The 23230-nt window shown below is 60.4% G+C and carries 25 protein-coding genes; 20 read left to right on the forward strand and 5 right to left on the reverse strand.

Going from position 1 to position 23230, the window contains the following annotated elements; genetic code table 11:
* Positions 1-40: 40 nt before the first annotated feature.
* Both fabI and IEX27_RS14060 read left to right on the forward strand, forming a co-directional pair.
* The gene (gene fabI, locus IEX27_RS14055) at positions 41-859 is read left to right on the forward strand and encodes an enoyl-ACP reductase FabI (RefSeq protein WP_188721699.1); all 819 of its coding nucleotides are present in this window, start codon (positions 41-43) and stop codon (positions 857-859) included.
* A gap of 84 nt (positions 860-943) precedes the next feature.
* The gene (locus IEX27_RS14060) at positions 944-1531 is read left to right on the forward strand and encodes a histidine phosphatase family protein (protein ID WP_188721700.1); all 588 of its coding nucleotides are present in this window, start codon (positions 944-946) and stop codon (positions 1529-1531) included.
* Between the two features lie 48 nt (positions 1532-1579).
* On the opposite strand, the gene IEX27_RS14065 is transcribed toward IEX27_RS14060, so the two are convergent.
* On the reverse strand, positions 1580-1834 hold the full coding sequence (locus tag IEX27_RS14065) for a DUF1344 domain-containing protein (protein ID WP_188721701.1): 255 nt from the start codon (positions 1832-1834) through the stop codon (positions 1580-1582).
* A gap of 147 nt (positions 1835-1981) precedes the next feature.
* Between IEX27_RS14065 and aroC the strand changes: the two genes are divergently transcribed.
* The 8 genes from aroC (at position 1982) to IEX27_RS14105 (ending at position 10233) form a co-directional block, all read left to right on the forward strand.
* Positions 1982-3097 carry a chorismate synthase gene (aroC, locus tag IEX27_RS14070; protein WP_188721702.1) on the forward strand — a complete coding sequence of 372 codons (1116 nt, stop codon included), beginning with the start codon at positions 1982-1984 and terminating at the stop codon, positions 3095-3097.
* A gap of 283 nt (positions 3098-3380) precedes the next feature.
* Entirely contained in the window at positions 3381-4478 is a 1098-nt protein-coding gene (gene ribB / locus IEX27_RS14075) for a 3,4-dihydroxy-2-butanone-4-phosphate synthase (RefSeq protein ID WP_188721703.1), read from the forward strand.
* Positions 4479-4555: 77 nt separating this feature from the next.
* On the forward strand, positions 4556-5482 hold the full coding sequence (locus tag IEX27_RS14080; RefSeq protein WP_188721704.1) for a histone deacetylase family protein: 927 nt from the start codon (positions 4556-4558) through the stop codon (positions 5480-5482).
* A 3-nt stretch (positions 5483-5485) separates the two neighbouring features.
* Positions 5486-5752, forward strand: a complete 267-nt coding sequence (locus tag IEX27_RS14085; protein ID WP_188721705.1) for an exodeoxyribonuclease VII small subunit — start codon at positions 5486-5488, stop codon at positions 5750-5752.
* Positions 5753-5823: 71 nt separating this feature from the next.
* On the forward strand, positions 5824-7746 hold the full coding sequence (gene dxs / locus IEX27_RS14090; RefSeq protein ID WP_188721706.1) for a 1-deoxy-D-xylulose-5-phosphate synthase: 1923 nt from the start codon (positions 5824-5826) through the stop codon (positions 7744-7746).
* Positions 7747-7799: 53 nt separating this feature from the next.
* Positions 7800-9041: a class I SAM-dependent RNA methyltransferase gene (locus IEX27_RS14095; RefSeq protein WP_188721707.1), complete on the forward strand. Its 1242-nt coding sequence runs from the start codon at positions 7800-7802 to the stop codon at positions 9039-9041.
* Between the two features lie 92 nt (positions 9042-9133).
* Entirely contained in the window at positions 9134-9544 is a 411-nt protein-coding gene (locus tag IEX27_RS14100; protein ID WP_188721708.1) for an MbcA/ParS/Xre antitoxin family protein, read from the forward strand.
* Positions 9538-10233, forward strand: a complete 696-nt coding sequence (locus IEX27_RS14105) for an RES family NAD+ phosphorylase (protein WP_210315542.1) — start codon at positions 9538-9540, stop codon at positions 10231-10233. Before IEX27_RS14100 ends, IEX27_RS14105 begins: the two co-directional genes overlap by 7 nt.
* Positions 10234-10244: 11 nt before the next feature.
* On the opposite strand, the gene IEX27_RS14110 is transcribed toward IEX27_RS14105, so the two are convergent.
* From IEX27_RS14110 to IEX27_RS14125, 4 genes are all read right to left on the reverse strand, one after another.
* The gene (locus IEX27_RS14110) at positions 10245-11420 is read right to left on the reverse strand and encodes a GGDEF domain-containing protein (RefSeq protein WP_188721709.1); all 1176 of its coding nucleotides are present in this window, start codon (positions 11418-11420) and stop codon (positions 10245-10247) included.
* Positions 11421-11514: 94 nt separating this feature from the next.
* A complete protein-coding gene (locus tag IEX27_RS14115) occupies positions 11515-12219 on the reverse strand; it encodes an NAD-dependent deacylase (protein ID WP_188721710.1) in 705 nt (234 codons plus the stop codon).
* The gene (gene tldD / locus IEX27_RS14120) at positions 12219-13631 is read right to left on the reverse strand and encodes a metalloprotease TldD (protein ID WP_188721711.1); all 1413 of its coding nucleotides are present in this window, start codon (positions 13629-13631) and stop codon (positions 12219-12221) included. Before tldD ends, IEX27_RS14115 begins: the two co-directional genes overlap by 1 nt.
* A 98-nt stretch (positions 13632-13729) precedes the next feature.
* Entirely contained in the window at positions 13730-14245 is a 516-nt protein-coding gene (locus tag IEX27_RS14125; RefSeq protein ID WP_188721758.1) for an invasion associated locus B family protein, read from the reverse strand.
* A gap of 431 nt (positions 14246-14676) precedes the next feature.
* On the opposite strand from IEX27_RS14125, the gene coxB reads away from it, so the two are divergent.
* The 10 genes from coxB (at position 14677) to rnhA (ending at position 23222) form a co-directional block, all read left to right on the forward strand.
* Positions 14677-15558, forward strand: a complete 882-nt coding sequence (gene coxB / locus IEX27_RS14130; RefSeq protein WP_188721712.1) for a cytochrome c oxidase subunit II — start codon at positions 14677-14679, stop codon at positions 15556-15558.
* 39 nt (positions 15559-15597) lie between these two features.
* Entirely contained in the window at positions 15598-17250 is a 1653-nt protein-coding gene (gene ctaD / locus IEX27_RS14135; RefSeq protein ID WP_188721713.1) for a cytochrome c oxidase subunit I, read from the forward strand.
* A gap of 79 nt (positions 17251-17329) precedes the next feature.
* A complete protein-coding gene (locus tag IEX27_RS14140) occupies positions 17330-18256 on the forward strand; it encodes a heme o synthase (RefSeq protein WP_188721714.1) in 927 nt (308 codons plus the stop codon).
* A gap of 4 nt (positions 18257-18260) precedes the next feature.
* Positions 18261-18422: a cytochrome c oxidase system small membrane protein gene (locus tag IEX27_RS14145; protein WP_188721715.1), complete on the forward strand. Its 162-nt coding sequence runs from the start codon at positions 18261-18263 to the stop codon at positions 18420-18422.
* Between the two features lie 5 nt (positions 18423-18427).
* Positions 18428-19027 carry a cytochrome c oxidase assembly protein gene (locus IEX27_RS14150; RefSeq protein ID WP_188721716.1) on the forward strand — a complete coding sequence of 200 codons (600 nt, stop codon included), beginning with the start codon at positions 18428-18430 and terminating at the stop codon, positions 19025-19027.
* Positions 19027-19911, forward strand: coding sequence for a cytochrome c oxidase subunit 3 (locus tag IEX27_RS14155; RefSeq protein ID WP_188721717.1), 885 nt, complete (start codon positions 19027-19029; stop codon positions 19909-19911). Before IEX27_RS14150 ends, IEX27_RS14155 begins: the two co-directional genes overlap by 1 nt.
* A 92-nt stretch (positions 19912-20003) precedes the next feature.
* Entirely contained in the window at positions 20004-20756 is a 753-nt protein-coding gene (locus IEX27_RS14160) for an SURF1 family protein (RefSeq protein WP_188721718.1), read from the forward strand.
* Between the two features lie 54 nt (positions 20757-20810).
* On the forward strand, positions 20811-21815 hold the full coding sequence (gene ispH, locus IEX27_RS14165; protein ID WP_188721759.1) for a 4-hydroxy-3-methylbut-2-enyl diphosphate reductase: 1005 nt from the start codon (positions 20811-20813) through the stop codon (positions 21813-21815).
* A gap of 4 nt (positions 21816-21819) precedes the next feature.
* Complete coding sequence (locus IEX27_RS14170) at positions 21820-22788, forward strand: homoserine kinase (protein WP_188721719.1); 969 nt, start codon at positions 21820-21822, stop codon at positions 22786-22788.
* Entirely contained in the window at positions 22785-23222 is a 438-nt protein-coding gene (gene rnhA / locus IEX27_RS14175; protein ID WP_188721720.1) for a ribonuclease HI, read from the forward strand. Before IEX27_RS14170 ends, rnhA begins: the two co-directional genes overlap by 4 nt.
* Positions 23223-23230 lie beyond the last annotated feature (8 nt).

A 23230-nucleotide genomic window follows, 5' to 3' on the forward strand; every position in this document is an offset into this window, starting at 1 on the left:
CGATAGGGCAGTCGCCGCAAATTTCTTCGGAGAATCGACTATGGCAAGTGGCAATGGCCTCATGGCTGGCAAGCGCGGAGTGATCCTTGGTGTTGCCAACAACCGCTCTATCGCCTGGGGTATCGCAAAAGCGCTCGTAGCTGAGGGTGCTGAAATCGCGCTTACCTATCAGGGTGAAGCGCTGAAGAAGCGCGTAGAACCTCTTGCAGCTGAGCTCGGTGCGACCGTTGTTGGACATTGCGATGTCACGGATCTTGAGACCGTCGACAACGTTTTTGCCGAGGTTGGGCGGCTTTGGGACAAGATCGACTTCGTGGTGCACGCGATCGCGTTCTCCGACAAGGATGAACTGACCGGCCGCTACGTGGACACGACGCGCGACAATTTCCTGCGCACGATGGACATTTCCGTGTTCTCGCTGACGGCTGTCGCCAAGCGCGCCGAACCGCTCATGGCGGAAGGCGGCTCGATCCTGACGCTGACCTACTACGGCGCCGAAAAGGTGATGCCGCACTACAACGTCATGGGTGTTGCCAAGGCAGCACTCGAGGCGAGTGTGCGCTACCTGGCCGTGGATCTCGGCTCGAACAACATCCGCGTCAATGCGATTTCCGCCGGTCCGATCAAGACGCTGGCTGCATCCGGCATCGGCGACTTCCGCTACATCCTCAAGTGGAACGAGTACAACGCGCCGCTGAAGCGTGTGGTCACCATTGAAGAGGTGGGTGATTCCGCGCTCTACCTCCTGTCGCGCCTGTCGCGTGGTGTCACCGGCGAAGTTCTTCATGTGGACTCGGGTTATCACGTCGTCGGCATGAAGGCGGTCGATGCGCCTGATATTTCGGTCGTAGGCGACTAAGATCCAAAAGCCCTTGAGCTCCGGCTCAGGGGCTTTTTACGCTATGAAGCGGATTGTGGTCGGTATTGCGTCATGGGGGCAGTTGTGACTCCGCTTCTTTACATCGTCCGGCATGGCCAGACGGACTGGAATGTCGAGCAGCGCCTGCAGGGCCAGGCAGAGGTTGACCTGAACGAGATCGGTCGCGTCCAGGTCGAGCGCAACGCAAAGCTGCTCGCGTCTCTAATCAGTTCTCCATCCAAATTTGATTTCGTCTCCAGCCCGCTGCGTCGCACGCGGGCAACGATGGAGCGCATCCGCGAGGAATTCGGTCTGCCTGCTTCAGGTTACGCGACCGATACGCGTCTGATGGAGCTGCACTTCGGCGACTGGCAGGGGCATACCTATGCCGAGCTTGAGCAGATGCAGCCGGGCTCGACTTTGAAGCGTCACGAGCAGAAGTGGGCCTTCGTGCCGCCGGGTCGGGAGGCGGAAAGCTATGAACGACTGGCGGAGAGGGTTGCCGGCTGGCTGCGTGAGCTCGAACGGCCCACGATCTGCACCACCCATGGAGGTGTCATCCGTGTCCTTTGCCATCTGATAGGCGACATGCCAACGATAGAGGCTGTGACCATGCCGGTACCGCAGGATCTTGTGTTGCGGGTGTCAGACGGAAAGCTGGAGTGGCTGTAAATCAAAAGGGAGAGCGTTAGCCCTCCCCAAGATCCTTATGCAGCTCGATCACTCAGGAATAAACAGATCGGTGATCTGCTTGGCGCCCGAGCTGTCGACCTGGTAGGCGATCACGACCTCGTCACCCTTCTCCAGCCCGGAGGTGTCCATTTCGGACGGGAGCTTGTAGGTGGAGCCGTCGCTCAGCGTGATGGTCATCTTGTCGGGATCGACGGCAGTGATCTTGCCTTCCGTATCCGCCGCGAGGGCTGGAAAGGACACGCCGAGAAGCGCTATGCAGAGGATCAGGGCGGGTACTCGCATTTCAGGCCTCTATCTTTGCTATAGTGATCATAGCGGAATGATTGCGATTCAATCAGCGGAATATGTCAAAAGTAGAACATTACAGTGGCGTTTGACCAGACTGCGAAAGCAAAATAGAAGCGGCGCCAGTGCAAGAGGAAGCGGTCAATGTCGCACAACACTTTCGGTTATTTCTTTCGCGTCACGACGTGGGGCGAGAGCCATGGTCCCGCCATCGGAGGGGTCGTTGACGGCTGCCCGCCCGGTATCCGTTTCAAGCTGAGCGAGATCCAGGCAGAACTCGACCGCAGGCGTCCTGGCAAGTCCCGCTTCGTCACGCAGCGCCGCGAGCCCGACGAGGTGAAGATCCTTTCCGGCGTACTCCCTGACGAAGATGGGGAGACGCTGATCACCACCGGCACGCCGATCTCGATGCTGATCGAGAACGTTGACCAGCGTTCCAAGGACTATGGTGAGATTGCTGACCGCTACCGCCCTGGCCATGCCGACTACGCCTATGATCAGAAGTACGGCATCCGCGATTATCGCGGCGGTGGTCGCTCATCGGCTCGCGAGACGGCTGTGCGCGTCGCTGCCGGTGCGCTTGCCCGCAAGGTCGTGCCGGGATTGGTCGTGCGCGGTGCGCTTGTTGCCATGGGCGAGAAGGATATCAACCGGGACAACTGGGACTGGGATTTCGTCAATGATGCCGAAAACCCGTTCTTCACGCCGGACCGGGATTCGCTTGCCGAGTTGACCGAGTATCTCGATGGGATCCGCAAGGCAGGCTCTTCCGTCGGCGCGATCATCGAGATCGTGGCTGAAGGCGTTCCGGCAGGGCTCGGCGAGCCGCTTTACGGCAAGCTCGATCAGGACATCGCGTCCAACATCATGTCGATCGGCGCGGTCAAGGGCGTAGAGATTGGCAACGGTTTTGAGGCTGCCCGCATTCGCGGCGAGCAGAATGCCGACCAGATGCGGATGGGTCCGGATGGCAAGCCGGTGTTTCTCTCCAACCATGCGGGCGGCATTCTCGGCGGTATATCCACAGGCCAGCCGGTGATCGCACGCTTTGCGGTGAAGCCCACTTCGTCGATCCTGACGCCCCGCCAGTCGATCGATCGCTTCGGCAAGGAAGTCGACGTGCTCACCAAGGGCCGTCACGATCCCTGCGTTGGCATCCGCGCCGTACCGATCGGCGAAGCAATGGTTGCCTGCGCAATCGCCGACCATTACCTGCGCCATCGTGGCCAGACCGGCCGAAGCGGTGGCTCGAACTGGTAGAGTTCGGGGGAAGCTCGCGTCCTTCAGTCACGGACGCGAGTATGGCTTGGATGACTTGCCCACAGCGACTTTTCTGATAGCGGCGGGCCAAAACAAGCAGTATACGCCTTAAACAGTTTGGGAGCCGTTGCGTGGCCGCTCAGTTGAACCCAGGAGCCCTGGTAGCGAGAGCTTGATCCAGGGCTCTGGCGCAATTGAGTGCTGCGCAATATTAGGATGGTCCGGAGGAGAAGCTGCCGTTAAATGCAGGCAGTTTGAAATTCGGTCGTCCATGCGAGGTAATATGGCGTACGATCAGAAAAAGGTAGTCGAGGCACTTCGGGCCTTCGAACGCGGCGAAATTGTTGTTGTCATGGATGACGACGGCCGTGAGAACGAGGGCGATTTGATCGTTTCTGCCGTTCACTGCACACCGGAAAAGATGGCGTTCATCGTTCGCCACACGTCGGGCATCGTCTGTGCACCGATGACGCGCGATGAGGCGCGCCGGCTGAACCTCGCGCCGATGGTTGCGGACAATGACGCTCCGCACAGCACGGCCTTCACCGTTTCCGTCGATTTCAAGCATGGAACGACGACCGGTATCTCCGCCGAGGATCGGACGCTGACCGTCCGCAATCTGGCGAACCCGAATGTCGGTTCCGGCGACTTCGTTCGTCCGGGCCACATCTTCCCGCTGGTCGCCCGCGAGGGCGGCGTTCTCATGCGCTCGGGCCACACGGAAGCAGCAGTCGACCTTTGCAAGCTTGCAGGCCTGCCCCCGGTCGGCGTCATCTGCGAACTGGTGAACGACGACGGCACCGTGATGCGCGGCCCGCAGGTCAGCGCTTTTGCTGAAAAGAACGGCCTGAAGCAGGTTTCGGTGGCTGATCTCATCGCCTACCGTCAGCGCCAGGAGAAGCTGATCGAGCGGGTTGCAACCTTCCCGGTCGAGACGCCCGGTGGTCCGGCGACGGCCTACACCTATTCGCTGCCGTGGGAGCCGATGCAGCACGTCGCCATCGTTTATGGCGACATCCGTGACGGGCAGGACGTCCTCGTCCGCCTGCACAGGGAAAACGTGCTGGCAGACGTTTTCGGCACGCAGCAGCGTGCGCAGAGCATTGCCGAGCGCATGGCGCGCGAGGGCCGCGGCGTTCTCGTCTACCTTCGTGGCGGCAATGTCGGTGCATCGCAGGACAATCGTCCGAGCCGGCTTCACGATTCCGAAAGCCACGCTCAGGCGCTCGAGCGCGAGAACGAGTGGCGCGAGATCGGCCTTGGCGCGCAGATCCTGAAGGATCTGGGCATTACGTCGATCCGCCTGTTGGCGCAGCGCGAGCGTCACTTCGTGGGGCTGGAAGGTTTCGGCATCGAGATTATCGACACCGAAATTATCTGATAGGTTCCGTTCAGGTTCCGAGGGAAGCGCTCTCGCCCAGAGGGCGCTTCTTTCGTTTGTGGATGTGAGGAGGATGGATGACCACGCGATTCTATAACCACAGCGCGTATCTGGATCATCTTACACCGGCCGGGCATCCTGAACGTTCCGATCGTTTGCGCGCCATTGCCAAGGCGCTGGATGACGAAGCCTTTGCCGGGCTGGATCGGGTGGAAGCGCCGCTCTGCGATGAAAGCGCGTTGCTGCTCGCCCACCCTGGATCCTTCGTGGAGCGCGTGCATAGCGCCATCCCGAAGGAGGGGATGCGGCAGGTCGATTCCGATACATGGGTGAGCCCCGGAAGCTGGGAGGCGGCGCTCAGGGCTGTCGGCGCATCGATGGCGGCCGTGGATGACGTATTTTTGAAGACTGCTGATAATGTCTTCGTAGGCTGCCGGCCACCCGGCCATCACGCCGAAAAGAACCAGGCGATGGGCTTCTGCCTGTTCAACAATGCGGCGATTGCCGCTCGCCACGCCCAAAAGGCTCATGGGGCGGAGCGCGTCGCCATCCTTGACTGGGACGTGCACCACGGCAACGGCACGCAGGACATCTTCTGGGACGATCCGTCGGTTCTCTACTGCTCGACGCACCAGGCGCCGCTCTATCCCGGCACAGGCGCGGCGACCGAGACGGGCGCAGGCAATATCGTCAATGTGCCGCTCAGCCCCGGGTCCGGCAGCGACGATTTCCGGGCCGCCATGGACATTGTTCTTATCCCCAGAATTGAAGCGTTCAGGCCCGATCTGATCATCATTTCGGCCGGGTTCGACGCCCATTATCGCGATCCGCTCGCCTCGCTCGAATTCACGGAAGAGGATTTCAGCTGGGCAACAGGCAAATTGATGGAGAGCGCGGGCCGATGGAGCGGCAACCGGGTTGTCAGCCTGCTCGAAGGCGGTTACGACCTGCAGGGGCTTGCGTCATCGGTCGCCGCCCACCTTCGCCGCCTGATGAAAGGATGAACCATGACTGCTGGAAACGACAGCACCACGGCCAATGACGACATCAAGACGATGAGCTTCGAGCAGGCGCTGGAGGCTCTGGAGAACATCGTCAACGATCTGGAACGCGGAGACGTGCCGCTGGAACAGTCCATCCGTATCTATGAGCGGGGCGAGGCGCTCAAGATCCATTGCGACCGCCTGTTGAAGGCTGCGGAGGACAAGGTGGAGAAGATCCGCCTGTCACGTGAGGGTGCCCCGGTTGGGGTAGAACCGCTCGATCCGTTATGAGCGCGACGTAGACGCTCATTTACATCACGACACCTTCACCCTATCTGTCATGGGGTTGACACAAATCTGGCATGGCTCGCGTGACCAATTCCCCTGTAACCCCGCTCCTTGATCGGGTCAAAGTTCCTGCCGACCTGAAGCAGTTCGATGAATCGCAACTGCCGCAGCTTGCGGCTGAGCTGCGAGCCGAGCTGATCGACGCCGTTTCGCAGACGGGCGGCCATCTGGGTGCGGGTCTTGGCGTTGTAGAGCTGACGCTCGCCCTGCATTACGTTTTCGATACGCCCGACGACCGCCTGATCTTTGACGTCGGCCATCAGGCCTATCCGCACAAGATCTTGACGGGTCGACGCGACCGCATCCGTACGCTGCGCCAGGAGGGCGGGCTTTCGGGCTTCACCAAGCGCGATGAAAGCGAATACGATCCTTTTGGCGCGGCACACTCCTCCACTTCGATCTCGGCTGGCCTCGGTATGGCCGTCGCCCGCGATCTCAAGAAGGAAAAGCGCCACGTCATCGCCGTCATCGGCGACGGCGCGATGTCTGCCGGCATGGCCTTCGAAGCTATGAACAATGCCGGTGCGCTCAACGCACGCCTCATCGTCATCCTCAACGACAACGACATGTCGATCGCGCCGCCCACCGGTGCGCTCAGCGCCTATCTGGCGCGGCTTGCTTCCGGGCGGACCTATCAAGGCATTCGCGAGATCGGCAAGAAGCTCACCACCTACCTCGGCAAGAACGTTGACCGCGCGATTACCCGCGCAGTCGAACATGCCCGCGGCTATGTGACGGGCGGTACGCTGTTCGAGGAAATGGGCTTCTTCCATGTCGGACCGATCGACGGCCACAATCTCGAGCATCTGGTGCCGGTTCTCAAGAACGTGCGAGACCATGGCGAGGGGCCGGTCCTGATCCATGTAGTGACGCAAAAGGGCAAGGGCTATGCGCCCGCCGAGCAGGCTTCGGACAAGTATCACGGCGTTTCCAAGTTCGACGTGATCACCGGTGCACAGGCGAAGGCTCCGAGCAACGCGCCGTCTTACACCAAGGTGTTCGCGAATGCGCTGGTGCAGGAAGCCCGCGAGGACGACAAGGTAGTGGCCATCACGGCTGCCATGCCGGACGGCACTGGCCTCGACATCTTCGGCAAGGAATTTCCGAACCGGACGTTTGACGTCGGCATAGCCGAACAGCACGCGGTGACCTTTGCCGCTGGCCTTGCTGCCGAAGGTTTCAAGCCGTTCGCAGCCATCTATTCGACCTTCCTGCAGCGCGCCTTCGATCAGGTGGTGCATGACGTGGCGATCCAGAACCTGCCTGTCAGGTTCCCGATCGATCGCGCCGGCTTCGTCGGTGCGGACGGCGCGACGCATTGCGGCGCGTTCGACATCGGTTACCTCGCCATGCTGCCGAACATGGTGGTGATGGCGGCTGCCGATGAGGCAGAACTCAAGCACATGGTGCGCACGGCTGTCGCCTATGACAGCGGCCCGATCGCTTTCCGCTATCCGCGCGGCGAGGGTGTTGGCGTCAACATGCCCGAGCGGGGCGAGATCCTGCCAATCGGCAAGGGACGCGTTGTCCGGCAGGGCTCCAAGGTTGCGCTGCTGTCGCTCGGCACGCGTCTCGCTGACTGCCTGAAGGCTGCCGAAGAGCTCGATGCCGCTGGCCTCTCGACCACGGTTGCCGATGCCCGGTTTGCCAAGCCGCTGGACGAAGAGCTCATCCTCAGGCTCGCGCGCGAGCACGAGGTTCTGGTGACGGTGGAAGAAGGCTCAATCGGTGGCTTCGGCTCCCATGTAATGCACCTGCTTGCGCAGCATGGAGCGCTGGACCACGGGCTCAAGGTCCGACCACTGGTGATGCCGGATGTGTTCATGGATCACGGGAAGCCTGAGCACATGTATGCCAAGGCCGGGCTTGATTCGGCTGGCATCGTGCGGACTGTCTTTGCTGCCCTCGACCGCGAAAAGCGGGCCGCTCGGGCCTAACAGGTTCAACGCGAGTGTCCTCGCGTGAACACCATTGCAATGGGAAGTTTTTGATGAGTGAGCGCCTGCAGATTGAAAAACTCGGGGCGCAAGGCGATGGCGTGGCCACCACGCCGAAGGGCCAGGTATTTGTGCCCTTCGCGTTGCCAGGTGAGACCGTTACGGTCGAGATCAAGGGACAGCGCGCCAGCCTGCTCGAAGTCAATGAGCCTTCGCCTCTACGCGTGGCGCCCAAGAGCGTGCATTTCGGCCGCTGCGGTGGTTGCTCCATCCAGCATCTGGACCCGGAATCCTATGCCGAGTGGAAGCGGGAAAAGGTCGTCCGCGCGCTCGCCATGGCGGGCGTGGAAGCCGAGGTGGATGCGCTTGTCGTCTCTCCGCCAGCCTCGCGCCGTCGGGTGACGCTCAGCGCCCAGCGTATTGGCGGCAGAGTCCAGCTCGGCTTCAACGCAGCCTATTCCCATGACATCGTCGAGATACAGGAATGTGCGGTGGCTGCTCCGCAGATCGTGGCCGCATTGCCGGAACTCCGACAGCTCGCCACGCTGCTTGCAAGCGGGCCGAAGCCATTCCGCCTCACGGTTACCTACACGCGCACGGGCCTCGATATTGCCGCCGAGGATGTTGGCAAGATCGATGAGGGCAAGCGTCGCAGGTTGGTCGAGTTCTGCCTTGGCAAGGGTTTTGCCCGGCTTTCCAGCGAAGGCGAGACCATCATCGAGCGCGAGAAGCCGGTGGTGATGTTCGGCAATGTGCCGGTGACGATTCCGCCTGGCGGTTTCCTGCAGGCGACCGAACATGCCGAGCACGTCATGGCGTCGCTCGTTCAGGAGCATCTTGCCGGTTCCAAGTATGTCGCCGACCTGTTTGCTGGAAGCGGCACGTTTGCGCTGCGGCTCGCGACCGCCTCCCGCGTGCACGCAGTGGAGAGCGAGGGCACGGCTCTTGCAGCGCTCGATGAGGCGGCGAAGCGGGCATCGGGCCTGAAGCCGGTGGTCGCCGAAAAGCGTGATCTCTTCCGCCGTCCGCTTACAGAGAAGGAGCTTGTGGCCTTCGACGGGCTTGCGTTCGATCCGCCGAGGGCAGGAGCGGAGGCGCAGTGCGAACAGATCGCACGCTCAACCGTGCGCCGCGTGGCTGCAGTCTCGTGCAATCCGGGAACGCTTGCCCGGGACCTCGCAATCCTGACTCAGGGCGGTTACCGAGTCACCCGCGTGGTTCCGGTCGATCAGTTCCTCTGGACTTCGCATGTTGAAGTCGTGGCGCTTTTGGAGAAGCCGCGCAAGCGGAACTAAAGTCTTCTACTTAGGTTGCAGAAAGCATCTCTACGGCCTACGCTTGCCAAATGGCAATTAATCTTCTATTTTATGCCACAAAGGAGATTGCGATGCTCGTTGAGGTACCGCGGACTGCCGCTTTGCCAGACATTCCGCAGATCACGGACCGTGAGGCTGAGGCGATGGCGCGCGCTGTCATTCGTCTGTTCGACCGGTGGCAGATCTCTGACGCGCAGGCCCGGGAAATCTTGGGTGGCTTGCCGGCCCGTACCTTTGCTAGATGGAAGGCGGGGGAGATCGGCCGGATCGACCGCGATCTGGCCACGCGGCTCTCGCTCCTCATGGGTATTCACAAAGGGCTGCGCTATCTCTTTACCGATGCGGCACGGGGATATGCCTGGGTGAAGAAGCCAAACAGCCTGTTTGGCGGGCGCACGCCCCTGGATATCATGGCACACGGCGACATCTTCTCTCTTGCCCGCGTGCGACACTACCTTGATGCGGAGCGGGGCGGCTGGTGAGTGAAGGCATTCCCCAATGCCATGTTCAGTGGCCGAAAGCATATCGCCTGATCCGATCCATCTACCCGCCGATCGATCTTTTCGAAGACATCGCTGACCCGGCTGATTGGGAGGCGCTCGCTTCCGCTGAAGCGAAGGCCAATCCCCGCGTTCAGGAACACATGGGCAGGCTCGATCTTGTTCCTCCGCATAGAAGGGTAGGCGGACCGGGTGCGAGCTACCTGATGGCGCCGTTCGTGCATGTGAGCACCGACCGGCCGGGACGGTTCACGGACGGCAGCTATGGTGTCTATAGCGCCGGGAACCAGGAAGAGGTTGCACTTCGAGAGGTGGCCTACCATCACGGGCGCGCCATGGCGGCCAGCGCCGAGGAGCCCGGCTGGACATCGCAATTCCGCATGCTCGTCAACAGCCTCGATCTAGAGCTGCATGATGTGCGGGGCATGGAGCGGTATCACCATCCGGATGACTACCAGGTATCGCAGACGCTCGGGCGCGAGCTGCGGAAGAGTGGCGCGAATGGTGTCGTTTACCGCAGTGTTCGCTGCCCCGGCGGAGAATGCGCCGCGATCTTCTGGCCCGACCTGATGCCCATTCCGGTGCAGGCGGACCATTTTGAATTTCATTGGGACGGCGAGCGGGTCGACAGGGTCCGGAACTGCCGGACCAAGGCAATCTATGCTCTCTAGATCTGGAAAGCTCAGGCTTTCTTCAAAGCCGTTTCCGGGAACTTTATGAGGTTCGATAGTCCCGCAGAGCTGACGACACGGTTCCTACCCTGCTGCTTTGCCTGATAGAGCAGCTCGTCTGCCCGGCGAATTGCCGACCACAGATCTTCATCGGTCTGGAGTTCCGCGACGCCGATGCTGCACTGGACGATATAGCCCGGTGCAATGGAGTCATCGCCCATCCGAGCGTTCGAGCTGCGGATGCGCTCGGCGACAGCAACACCGCCTGAAAGCTCCGTTGCTGGCATGATGACCACGAATTCCTCACCGCCCAATCGCGCCACGATGTCATTCGGCCGGACGTTAGCCATAAGCGAGCCGGCAAAGTGCTCGAGGATCTGGTCTCCGCCGGCATGGCCGTAGCGGTCGTTGACCTGCTTGAAGTGGTCGATGTCGCAGATCAGGACGCTGACCGGCAGCTTGCTTGCCCAGTCCGTGGTGCGCAGGAGACGTTCCAAGCCGCGCCGGTTGTGCACGCGGGTCAGCGCGTCGGTGTCGCGCTCGTCCTGGATCGCGTTGATGATGTCAAGGCCGGTGGCGATGATCGTGATTACGCCGAAGAGCAGGATCAGCCCAGCCATCGGGAAGAGCTGTATAACTGAAAGGAACGTACCATTGGGAAGCGTGTCCGCCTCCGACACGTTCGTTGCCATCAGGTAGGCGCGCGGGATGTAGTGTATCCCTACCGCAAGGAACCACCAGAAAAGAAGCTGGTCGCCAGTGTTCCCTCTGGCGAGCTGTCGCGTGCGCCAAGCGCCGAAGAGCAGGAGCGCGCTAAACCCTATGTTGATGACATAGGTCTGACCAGCAGAGCTTTTTGAGATATAAGCGAACCAGACTGTACCGAAGGCTATAGCGATGCACATGACGGCCAGCATGGCTACGCCGCCAGGTTGGTGCGAACGCTTGATAAGCCCGTAGGTCAGCGATGCCGCGCCGATGCCATAGAGCACGTTCGAGCCGACAACTGCGATGTTTTCGTCGTACGGGATGACGAGTACGTGGACGGCGAGCCCCAAAGCGATCAGGTAAAATCCTGCAGTGGTGAAAATAAGCGAAGGATTATCCCGCCGCGTGACAAGCCAAAGAATGCCTGTGACGGTACCGAGAGCGGCTACCAGAAAGGGAGGGATCAACTGAGGGGGCATGCGCTCCAACTCTTCCACCAGCAATTGCGGATGGACGAAATTTCATATGGAAACAATCGCGGGCCAGATTTAAGCCGCAAGGCTTAAGCTTCAGTTATCGTTTGCCGGCTGCCAAAATGGTGTCGACAAAGCGCGGGACGATCTCGGTCGCCGGTCCCTTGATGGTGCGGTTGAATTGGTGGGAAATCTCGGATGGCTCGAGGTTGAGCTCGACCGTATGGGCGCCGGAGCGGGCGGCTTCCTCCACGAACATGGCGGCGGGATAGACGTTTCCGCTGGTGCCGATGGACAGATAGAGGGAGGCGCGTGCCAGTGCCTCTTCGATAATGTCCATGTGGTAGGGCGACTCGCCGAACCAGACGACGTCCGGGCGCAGACAGCCTGTGTGCCCACAGTTGGGGCAATGGTCGAACATGGAAAGCTGGTCCTTCCATGCCAGTCTGGTGTTGCAGCGGACGCAGAGCGCCTTGCCGAGTTCGCCGTGCATGTGAACGAGGTTCTTCGTCCCGGCGCGCTCGTGCAGGTCGTCGATGTTCTGCGTGATCGTCAGGACCTCGCCGTCGAACTCCTGCTCAAGGCGGGCAAGTGCGAAATGCGCTGCGTTCGGCCCGACCGTCTGCATCTGAGCGCGGCGGTCGTTGTAGAATTCATGCACCAGCGTCGGATTGGCGGCGAAGCCCTCCGGCGTCGCCACCTCGCGATAGTCGTAGCGCGACCAGATCCCGCCTTCGTCACGGAAGCTTTCGACGCCTGATTCGGCGGAAATGCCTGCGCCGGTGAGGATGACGATCAGCGACATCAGGCCTGCGTTCCGCCAACGGTCATGCGGTCCATCCGCAGGTGCGGCTGACCAACGCCGACAGGAACCCACTGACCGGACTTGCCGCAATTGCCGATGCCGGTGTCGAGCGAGGAGTCGTTGCCGATCATCGAGACGCGATGCATTGCGTCCGGACCGTTGCCGATGAGCGTCGCGCCCTTGATAGGCCTGGTCACCTTGCCGTCCTCGATCAGGTAGGCTTCCGTGCAATCGAAGACGAACTTGCCAGAGGTGATGTCCACCTGTCCGCCGCCGAAGGACACGGCATAGATGCCTTTCTTCACGGAGCCGATGATCTCTTCGGGCGTATAATCGCCGGAGGTCATGAAGGTGTTGGTCATGCGCGGCATGGGTTCATGTGCGTAGGACTGGCGGCGTCCGTTGCCGGTCGACTTCATGCCCATCAGGCGGGCGTTCAGCCGGTCCTGCATGTAGCCGACGAGCTTGCCGTCCTCGATCAGGACCGTGCGATTGGAGGGCGTGCCCTCATCATCGATGGTGATGGAGCCGCGGCGCTCGGCAACCGTGCCGTCATCAACCACGGTGACGCCCTTGGCGGCAACTTGCGTGCCCAGAAGATCGGCGAAAGCCGAAGTCTTCTTGCGATTAAAATCGCCTTCAAGGCCATGGCCGACGGCTTCGTGAAGCATCACGCCCGGCCAGCCGTTCGCCAGCACCACGTCGAAGGTACCAGCGGGCGAGGGGGAAGCTTCCAGATTGACCAGCGCCTGCCGCAAAGCTTCGGACGCGGCGAACTGCCATGAGTCTTCCGTGACGAATTCACCGAAGCTCTTGCGGCCGCCCGTGCCATAGTTGCCAGACTCCTGACGGTCGCCATCGCCGACCACGACGGAGATGTTCATGCGCACCATCGGGCGTATATCGCGGGCCGTGTAGCCATCGGCGCGCAGGATCTCGACGTGTTGCCAGGAGGCGGCAAGCGAGGCGGTGACCTGCCGGACTCGCGGATCCTTGGCGCGCAGCCAGGCGTCAATCTCCTGCAGGAGCCGCACCTTTTCATCAAAGGCCGGGGCAAGCAGCGGATTGTCGTCGCTGTACAGCTTTTGATTCGTCTGCGCCGGGGCGAGGGCTAGCTTGCCGGCATGGCCGTGCTTCACGGCGGAGACGGCGTTGGCCGCACGGCGGAGCGCGGACGAGGAAATCTCGTTGGCGTGGGCATAGCCGGTCGCTTCACCCGCCACGGCGCGAAGGCCGAAACCCTGATCCGTATTGTAATTGGCGGTCTTCAGGCGGCCATTGTCGAACAGCAGTGATTCGGACTGGCTGCGCTCGAGATAGAGCTCGCCATCGTCGGCTCCGGCAATTGTGTCCTCTACGACGCGGCGGACTTCTTCAGCGGAGATGTCGAATTGATCAATGATGCTGTCCATGTCACGCCCTTATGAAGTCGGTGATGATCAGTCACATATAAGAGCGTGACCCATGATGGGCAAACAGCTGATGCAGAAAGAATTCTGCCTTTGGCCGGTCAGTTCTTAGGGAGAGCGTTGAACGCATCCTGGAAGCCGGTGAGATCGACCGGGATGCCGATGCCTTCCTCTGGCGTCTGGAACACCACGAAGGTCGCTGATTCTCCCTTGCCCAGCGTCTGCTTCAAACCGTCGTCGAGGATGACTTCCGACCAGCAGCCGTCGTGCAGGCAGCGCATGAAATAGGCGCGACCCTTGTCCTCGCCATCGACGAAGAGGCCGAGGCCGTTTGGCAGCAGCACGCCGAGGGGCGCCATGACGCGCATCAGCTCCGCCTTGCCGTCAGCCGTCCGCAGCACCGCAACGAAGAGGCCCATCTCCGGGCGGTCTTCAGCCACGACACTCTGCATCATGATGCATTGTTCCTTGATCGCACCACCCGGCTTGTCGCAGACGATCGACCAAGCGCCGTGGGTGGATCGCACGTTACCTTCTGGCTGTTGCTGCGCCTGTGCAGGAGCCAGTGCTGCCAGGGTGAGAAGCCCTCCAGCAATGCAATTGTGAACGAACCGCATCATCAACCTCACTCAACAGCCGAATCAGGAAACAATCCTGACACGCATTATACTACCCGGGGAACAGACGGGCCCGCTCAGACCTCGCCGGATGATCCTACACCGAAGCTTTACGGCAAAAACACAGCCTGGTGCGATAAAAACATGCTTTTCAGCATGGAACTATGGGGAACTGACCAAAAGATATCTCAACAGGTTGATTTAGCGCTTGCGTAATTACCTACTGCCCTAGATTCAAGGAGTTGCTGAGGCTTATAAGGTTATCAGCGCAAAATGCCGCACACTTAAAGCCACGCCTTTCTTGAAGTTGGTGGCAGAGTGTGGTTTGAACGCGCCAGAATGGAACCATGTTACCGGTGCTTCCTGGGCTCAGGAGGCACTTTGGTGCGTACCCGCCGGTTCCGCCGGTCGGGTAGCGCATTGATCGGGAGATGACGAGGGTGAATAAAAAAATTGCAGCAAGCCTTGGGCTTCTCGCGTTAGTAGCAGCCAGCGGCGCCTTCGCGGCACAGCCGGAACCGTGGCAGATTGGAATGCAGCCGGGCGCTACCCCGATCATGGAGGGTATCCGCTGGTTCGAGCAGTACACGCTCTGGTTCATCGTGCCCATCACGCTGCTGGTGACTGCTCTCTTGGCCTGGGTTGTCGTGCGCTACCGCGCCAGCGCCAATCCTGTTCCTTCGCGGACCAGCCACAACACCGTTATTGAAATCATCTGGACGCTTGGCCCGGTGGTCGTGCTGCTGCTTCTGGCAGTTCCGTCCTTCCAGCTCCTGACCCATCAGTACACCCCTGACGAAGAGCCTGCGCTGACAGTGAAGGCGACTGGCATGCAGTGGTACTGGGATTATGAGTACCAGGATGACTCGGCCCTTTCGTTCAGCTCCCTGCTTCTGCAGGATGAGGACCGTGCCGCTGCCGGCAAGGAAGACCTGGCTCAGTTCCCGCGTCTTCTCGCCGTCGACAATGAAGTTGTGGTTCCGGTCAATACGACCGTCCGCCTTCTGACGACGGCAGGCGACGTCATTCACTCCTGGGCAATGCCCGCATTTGGTGTGAAGGTCGACGCTGTTCCGGGCCGCATCAATGAATCCTGGTTCAAGGCTGAGCGCGAAGGTCTGTACTACGGCCAGTGCTCTGAGCTTTGCGGCAAGGACCATGCCTTCATGCCGATCGCTGTTCGCGTCGTTTCGCAGGAGCAGTTCGACCAGTGGAAGGCTGCTGCAGCAGAAAATCTCGAGGATGCAAACCGCTCACTGGCGGCTGCAATCCAAAGCGCCAAGGGCGAGGACAAGGTTGCCGGCCTTAACTAAGCCGGTAACCAATATAAATTTCGAATGGAGCGTTAGGATATGGCAGGCGCTGCGACACACGCCCACGATGACCACCACCATCCCAAGGGGTGGACGCGTTGGGTCTATTCAACCAACCACAAAGACATTGGTACGCTGTACCTGATCTTTGCGATCATCGCAGGTATCATCGGTGGAAGTCTTTCCATCATGATGCGCTGGGAATTGCAGGAACCAGGCATTCAGGTTTTCCATGGCCTTGCTCAAATGGTGTATGGCTATGACGCTGCGTCTGCGACCGATGCCGGCAAGGAACTCTTCAACGTGTTCGTGTCGGCCCACGGCCTTGTCATGGTGTTCTTCATGGTCATGCCGGCCGTTATCGGTGGCTTCGGCAACTGGATGACGCCGATCATGATCGGTGCGCCTGATATGGCGTTCCCGCGCCTGAACAACATCTCGTTCTGGCTGCTGCCGCCCTCGCTGCTGCTTCTGCTGCTGTCGCTTTTCGTTCCGGGTGCTCCGGGCGGCTACGGTGCAGGTACCGGCTGGACGGTCTATCCGCCGCTCTCGACCGTTGGAATGCCCGGACCGGCAGTTGACCTCGCCATCTTCGCGCTGCACCTCTCCGGTGCATCCTCGATCCTCGGTGCGATCAACTTCATCACGACCATCTTCAACATGCGCGCTCCTGGCATGACCATGCACAAGATGCCGCTGTTCGCCTGGTCTGTGCTGGTTACCGCCTTCCTGCTTCTGCTGTCGCTGCCCGTTCTGGCAGGCGCCATCACCATGCTGCTGACGGACCGCAACTTCGGCACCACCTTCTTCTCGCCTGAAGGCGGCGGCGATCCGATCCTTTACCAGCATCTGTTCTGGTTCTTCGGTCACCCCGAAGTGTACATCATGATCCTGCCGGGCTTCGGCATCATCAGCCACATCGTGTCCACCTTCTCGCGCAAGCCGATCTTCGGTTACCTCGGCATGGCATACGCCATGGTCGCAATCGGCGGCATCGGCTTCGTCGTGTGGGCTCACCACATGTACACCTCCGGTATCTCGCTCGACACGCAGCGCTACTTCGTGTTCGCGACGATGGTCATCGCTATCCCGACGGGTATCAAGATCTTCTCGTGGATCGCGACGATGTGGGGTGGCTCGATCACCTTCCGTACACCGATGCTCTGGGCTATCGCGTTCATCTTCCTGTTCACCATTGGTGGCGTGACGGGCGTCCAGCTGGCAAACGCCGGTCTCGACCGTGCGATGCATGACACCTACTACGTGGTGGCGCACTTCCATTACGTGCTGTCGATGGGTGCCGTGTTCGCGATCTTCGCTGCCTGGTACTACTGGTTCCCGAAGATGTCCGGCTACATGTACAATGAGACCATTGCCAAGCTGCACTTCTGGCTGACTTTCATTGGCGTGAACGTCATCTTCTTCCCGCAGCATTTCCTTGGCCTTGCTGGCATGCCGCGCCGCTATGTGGACTATCCGGATGCGTTCGCTGGCTGGAACCTGGTTTCCTCCTACGGTTCCTACATCGCAGGTGTGGCCGTGCTGGTGTTCCTCTACGGTGTGTTCGAAGCTTTCGCCAAGAAGCGCATCGCCGGTGCGAACCCGTGGGGTGAAGGTGCAACGACGCTCGAGTGGCAGCTGTCTTCGCCGCCTCCGTTCCACCAGTGGGAAGAGCTGCCGCGCATCAAGTAAGCCCGCGCAGCTGGCAAAGAACTCGGCGGCCTGGGCTACGGTCCGGGCCGCATAAATTGACAAAGAACCGAAAAGCGACATGGCATTGGCACAACGAGAGCAAATTCTGGATGACACCGGGCGCCTTTCCGAGGCGACCGCGGGTGATTTCCTGTCGCTGCTCAAGCCGCGGGTCATGTCGCTCGTCATCTTCACGGCGTTCGTGGGACAGATCCTTGCCCCTGGCTCGCTGAACCCGATCCTGGCCTTCATCGCCACGCTCTGCATTGCAGTCGGCGCTGGCGCGGCTGGTGCGCTGAACATGTGGTATGACGCGGATATCGACGCCGTCATGAGCCGCACGCAGAAGCGTCCGGTTCCGGACGGCCGCGTTACCGCCAAAGAGGCGCTGGCTTTTGGCCTGACACTGTCGGCCTTCTCGGTCGCCACGCTTGGCCTGATGGCCAACTGGCTTGCCGGCGGACTGCTGGCCTTCACCATCTTCTTCTATGCCGTCATCTACACGATGTGGCTCAAGCGCTCGACCCCGCAGAACATCGTTATCGGTGGTGCTGCCGGTGCGCTTCCGCCGGTCGTCGGCTGGGCGGCAACTAGCGGTGCGGTCTCTCTCGAGAGCATCGTGCTGTTCCTGATCATCTTCCTCTGGACGCCGCCGCACTTCTGGGCGCTCGCTCTGTTCAAGACGGGCGACTACGAGCGGGCAGGGGTGCCTATGATGCCCAACGTGGCAGGCGAGGCATCCACCAAGCGCCAGATCTTCATCTATTCGATCCTGGTGGCCGTCAGCGGCATCCTGCCTACGGCTCTCGGTTTCGCCAGCATCTATTACGGCGCATTTGCAGCGGCGCTCGGTCTCGGCTTCATCTGGTACGCGTGGCGCGTGCTGGTCGTCGCCGATGAGACCATGAAGCCCGCCAAGTCGCTGTTCGGATTTTCGGTCCTCTACCTCTTTGCGATCTTCGCAGCCCTTCTGGTTGAGGCCATTGTAACCCGCATTGGAGCTTGATTCGATGGACGACAAGAACGATCGCATCAGGCCCACGGAAGCGCAGCTCAAGGCGCGCCGCAGCCGCAATGTCGCGCTGGCGCTCGCTTTGGTCGCATTCGTTGTGCTGGTTTACTTTGGTAGTATCTTCAAACTTGGTCCAGCCGTGTTCAACAGGCCTTTCTGAGAGCAATGTCTGAAAAGTTGAAAGATAATAATGTCGACCAGAAGAACCGCAGGATCGGGCTGATCTGCGGCGGTATCTTCTGCGCCATGGTTGGAGTGTCGTTTGCGGCGGTGCCGCTCTACGACATGTTCTGCCGTGCGACAGGGTTTGGTGGCACGCCCATGCGCGTCGAGCAGGTCTCGGACGTGATCCTTGACCGTACCATCACCGTGCGCTTCGATTCCAACACTTCACCCGGACTGCCCTGGGAGTTCAAGCCCAAGGAGCGTCAGGTGGAGCTCAGGATAGGCGAAACCGCCGAAGCCTTCTATGTTGCCCGCAACAAGGCTGATGTGGCGACCGCCGGAACTGCGAGCTTCAACGTTTCGCCAGAACTGGCCGGGGCATATTTCAACAAGCTGGAATGTTTCTGCTTCACCGAACAGGAGTTGCAACCAGGCCAGGCTTATGAGATGCCCGTGCAATTCTTCGTCGACCCGGAGATTGTGAACGTGCCGGAACTGAAGAATATCAAGACAATAACGCTTTCCTATACTTTCCACCCGCTGACCAAGGCCACGGCAGAAGTGCAGGCCCCGGCAGCCAAGAAAAGGATCGGGGGATAATGGCTAGCACCCATACCAAGAATCACGACTATCACATCATCGATCCTAGCCCGTGGCCCTTCCTGGCTGGCATTGGTGCGTTCCTGATGGCATTCGGCGGCATCGCCTGGATGCGCGCGATGAACAGCGACTCGTTCGAGCTGCTGGGCTTTGACTTCGCACAGGCGAAGTACTGGGTATTCGCGATCGGCCTGCTGATCGTGCTCTACGTCATGTACGCATGGTGGAGCGACACGGTTAAGGAAGCCCACGAAGGCCATCACACGCGCGTGGTGTCCCTGCACCTGCGCTACGGCATGATGATGTTCATCGCTTCCGAGCTGATGTTCTTTGTCGCCTGGTTCTGGGCCTTCTTCGATGCTTCGCTGTTCCCCGGCGATGCGGTACAGGTTGCTCGCAGCGAGTTCACCGGTGGTAACTGGCCGCCCCAGGGCCTCGAGGTCATCAACCCGTTCCACCTGCCGCTTTACAACACGATCATCCTGCTGCTCTCCGGCACGACGTTGACCTGGGCGCACCACGCTCTGCTCCATAACGATCGCAAGGGCCTTGTATGGGGTCTGACGGTTACCGTGCTGCTCGGCGCACTGTTCAGCTATGTTCAGTTCTACGAGTACCAGCATGCTCCGTTCGAATTCTCCGGCTCGATCTATGGCGCGACCTTCTTCATGGCGACGGGCTTCCATGGTTTCCACGTTCTGGTTGGTACCATCTTCCTGCTGGTCTGCCTGTTCCGTGCTCTTGCCGGCCACTTCACCCCGAAGCAGCACTTCGGTCTTGAAGCTGCGGCCTGGTACTGGCACTTCGTTGACGCCGTCTGGCTCTTCCTCTTCATCTTCATCTACGTATGGGGATCCTGGGGCGCTCCAATTGCTGCCCACTAAGGCGCTTACAAGCTAGAACGATGGGGGCGGCTCCTAAGCTCGCCCCCATTTTCATTTCAGGGCTTCGGAATTGTCCACTGGGACAAGAACGGATGAAAGCAGTGAATACCGAGACCAAACCACGGCGTAGAAGCACACTCCTGCTCATCGCACTGAGCCTTCCGGTTCTCGCGATCCTGCTCACGCTGGGTACCTGGCAGGTGCAGCGGCTGCAGTGGAAGGAAGGGCTGATCCAGCGCGTCAACGAGCGGATGGCGGAACAGCCCGTCCCTCTTGCTAAGATTGCCTCCGAGTATGCTGCCGGCGAAGAGATCGAGTATCGGCCGGTCACACTTTCAGGCTCGTTCCTGCATCAGGGCGAGCGGCATTATTTCGCGACCTGGCAGGGGCAGTCCGGCTACTTCGTTCACACGCCAATGGACCTCGGCGGCGGACAGTACATCCTCGTCAATCGTGGCTTCGTGCCCTTCGACCGGAAGGACCCGGTGACGCGTGAAGCGGGCCAGGTCGAGGGCAGGGTCGACATTGGCGGTGTGTCGCGTCTGCCGGAGACGGAGAAGCCGTCTTTCTTGGTTCCGGACAATGACCTCGACAAGAACATCTTCTACTGGCGTGACATTCCCACCATGGCGCGCACGGCGGGCCTGCCGACGGACAAGGTCTATCCGTTCTTTGTCGATGCGGATGCCAAGCCCAATCCTGGTGGATTGCCGATCGGTGGCGTGACGCTGGTTGACTTCCCCAACAGACACCTTGAATACGCTGTGACCTGGTATGGACTCGCCTTTGCGCTTGTTTTGGTTCTCGCCCATTGGATTTATCGCCAGTGGCGAGCCAAGGCTTGATTGCGCGGCTGTTCGTATCCACGTAGTCGCTTCAGGAGATTTCACGCAATGACGATGAATGGCGAAAAGCAGAAACTGACGATCCGGCTGTGCGGACCACGCGGATTCTGCGCAGGCGTGGACCGCGCCATTCAGATCGTCGTACTGGCGCTCAAGAAATACGGCAGGCCGGTCTATGTGCGCCACGAGATCGTGCACAACCGCTATGTGGTCGAAGGGCTGCAGGAGCGCGGCGCGGTCTTCATCGAAGAGCTGAGCGAGATCCCCGAAGAGCACCGCCATTGCCCCGTGGTGTTCTCGGCCCATGGTGTTCCGAAGTCGGTTCCAGCGGATGCGCGCGAACGCAATCTGTTCTATCTCGACGCGACTTGCCCGCTCGTCTCCAAGGTTCACAAGCAGGCGATGCGCCACCAGCGGCTTGGCCGCCACGTTATTCTGATCGGCCATGCCGGCCACCCGGAAGTGATCGGTACCATGGGCCAGCTTCAAGAGGGTGCGGTCTCTCTCGTGGAGACTGTCGAGGACGCGCAACGGTTCGTTCCCCCAACCGAGGCACCGCTCGGGTTTGTGACGCAGACGACACTGTCGGTTGAGGACACGGCCGGCATCATTGAGGCATTGGAGCAGCGTTTCCCCGAGATCCAGGCGCCGGCCGCAGAATCCATCTGTTATGCAACGACCAATCGACAGGATGCCGTGAAGTCGGCTGCACCCGGTTCGGATCTCTTCCTTGTGGTGGGCGCGCCTAACTCATCGAACTCACGGCGGCTCGTTGAAGTTGCCGAGCGGGCGGGGGCAAAGCGCGGCCTGCTGGTGCAGCGCGCGTCTGAAATTCCGTGGGACGAGATCGGCGATATTTCCGTGCTCGGACTGTCTGCCGGTGCATCTGCCCCTGAAATCATCGTGGACGAAATCATCGAAGCCTTTCGCGGGCGCTATGACGTGACGGTGGATTTGGCTATCACAGCGATCGAGGGAGAAAACTTCCCCGTGAACCGTGAGCTGCGAGACGTGCCGCTCACGAACGCGGACATGGCTTTTGTGAACGGGACGCTTTGATTCGATGGCCGTCTATACCGACATTTCCGAGGATGAGCTCGTCGCGTTTCTCGGCGAGTATCCCGTGGGCACGCTGCTCTCCTACAAGGGAATTGCAGAGGGGACGGAGAATTCCAACTTCCTGCTGCATACGTCCGACAGTGCGTTCATCCTGACGCTCTATGAGCGCCGCGTGGAGACGAGCGATCTGCCGTTCTTCCTCGGACTGATGGAGCACCTGTCGCAGAAGGGGATCTCCTGCCCGCTGCCGGTGAAGCGCAATGACGGCGAGCTGATCGGCCAGATTGCTGGCCGTCCGGCTGCGCTTATTACGTTCCTCGAAGGCATGTGGATGCGCAACCCGACGGTGCAGCATTGCCGACAGGTAGGCGAAGCGCTCGCGCAGATGCACATCGCTGCGGAAGACTTTCCGCTTCAGCGCCAGAACGCACTGTCGCCCGAAGGCTGGGGACGGCTCTGGGATGGTTGCCGCAATCGTGCCGATGAAGTGATGCCGGGGCTGGCCAAGGAAGCAGGCAAGGACTTTGACGAGATCGTCGGCCAATGGCCGTCGGATCTGCCGTCCGGCGTCATCCATGCGGATCTGTTCCCCGACAACGTGTTCTTCCTCAACGGCAAGCTCTCCGGCGTCATCGACTTCTATTTCGCCTGCAATGATCTGCTCGCCTACGATATCGCCACCTGCCTCAACGCCTGGTGCTTCGAGAAGGATGCTTCGTACAACCTGACCAAGGGTGCAGCACTGCTGGCTGGCTATCAGAGTGTCAGGCCATTGCAGGATGCGGAGCTGGAAGCGCTGCCGCTCCTCTGCCGTGGTTCGGCGATCCGGTTCATGCTGACGCGCCTCTATGACTGGCTGACGATCCCGGATGGACCGTTGATCAAGAAGCGCGATCCGCTGGAATATCTGCGTCGCATGCGGTTCCACCGGCAGATCCGTTCTGCAAGCGAATATGGTGTGGGGCTGGCGTGAAGCGGATCGAGATCTATACCGACGGTGCCTGTTCCGGTAACCCGGGTCCGGGCGGCTGGGGCGCCGTTCTGCGCTACAATGGCGTGGAGAAGGAACTCAAGGGTGGTGAGGCCGACACCACGAACAACCGCATGGAGCTGAAGGCGGCCACCGAGGCGCTCAACGCGCTCAAGGCTCCATGCGAGGTCGATCTCTACACGGACAGCAACTACGTGCGTGACGGCATCTCAGGCTGGATTCACGGCTGGAAGCGCAACGGCTGGAAGACGGCAGCCAACAAGCCCGTGAAGAATGCCGAGCTCTGGCAGGCGCTGGACGAGGCCACCAAGCGCCACAAGATCAACTGGCACTGGGTGAAGGGCCACGCTGGCCATCCCGAAAACGAACGCGCCGATGCGCTTGCCCGGGCGGGGATGGCCCCCTTCAAGCGCTGAGCACTACC

Origin of the sequence: Nitratireductor aestuarii (assembly GCF_014641695.1) — a bacterium.
Classification (GTDB): Bacteria; Pseudomonadota; Alphaproteobacteria; order Rhizobiales; family Rhizobiaceae; genus Chelativorans; species Chelativorans aestuarii.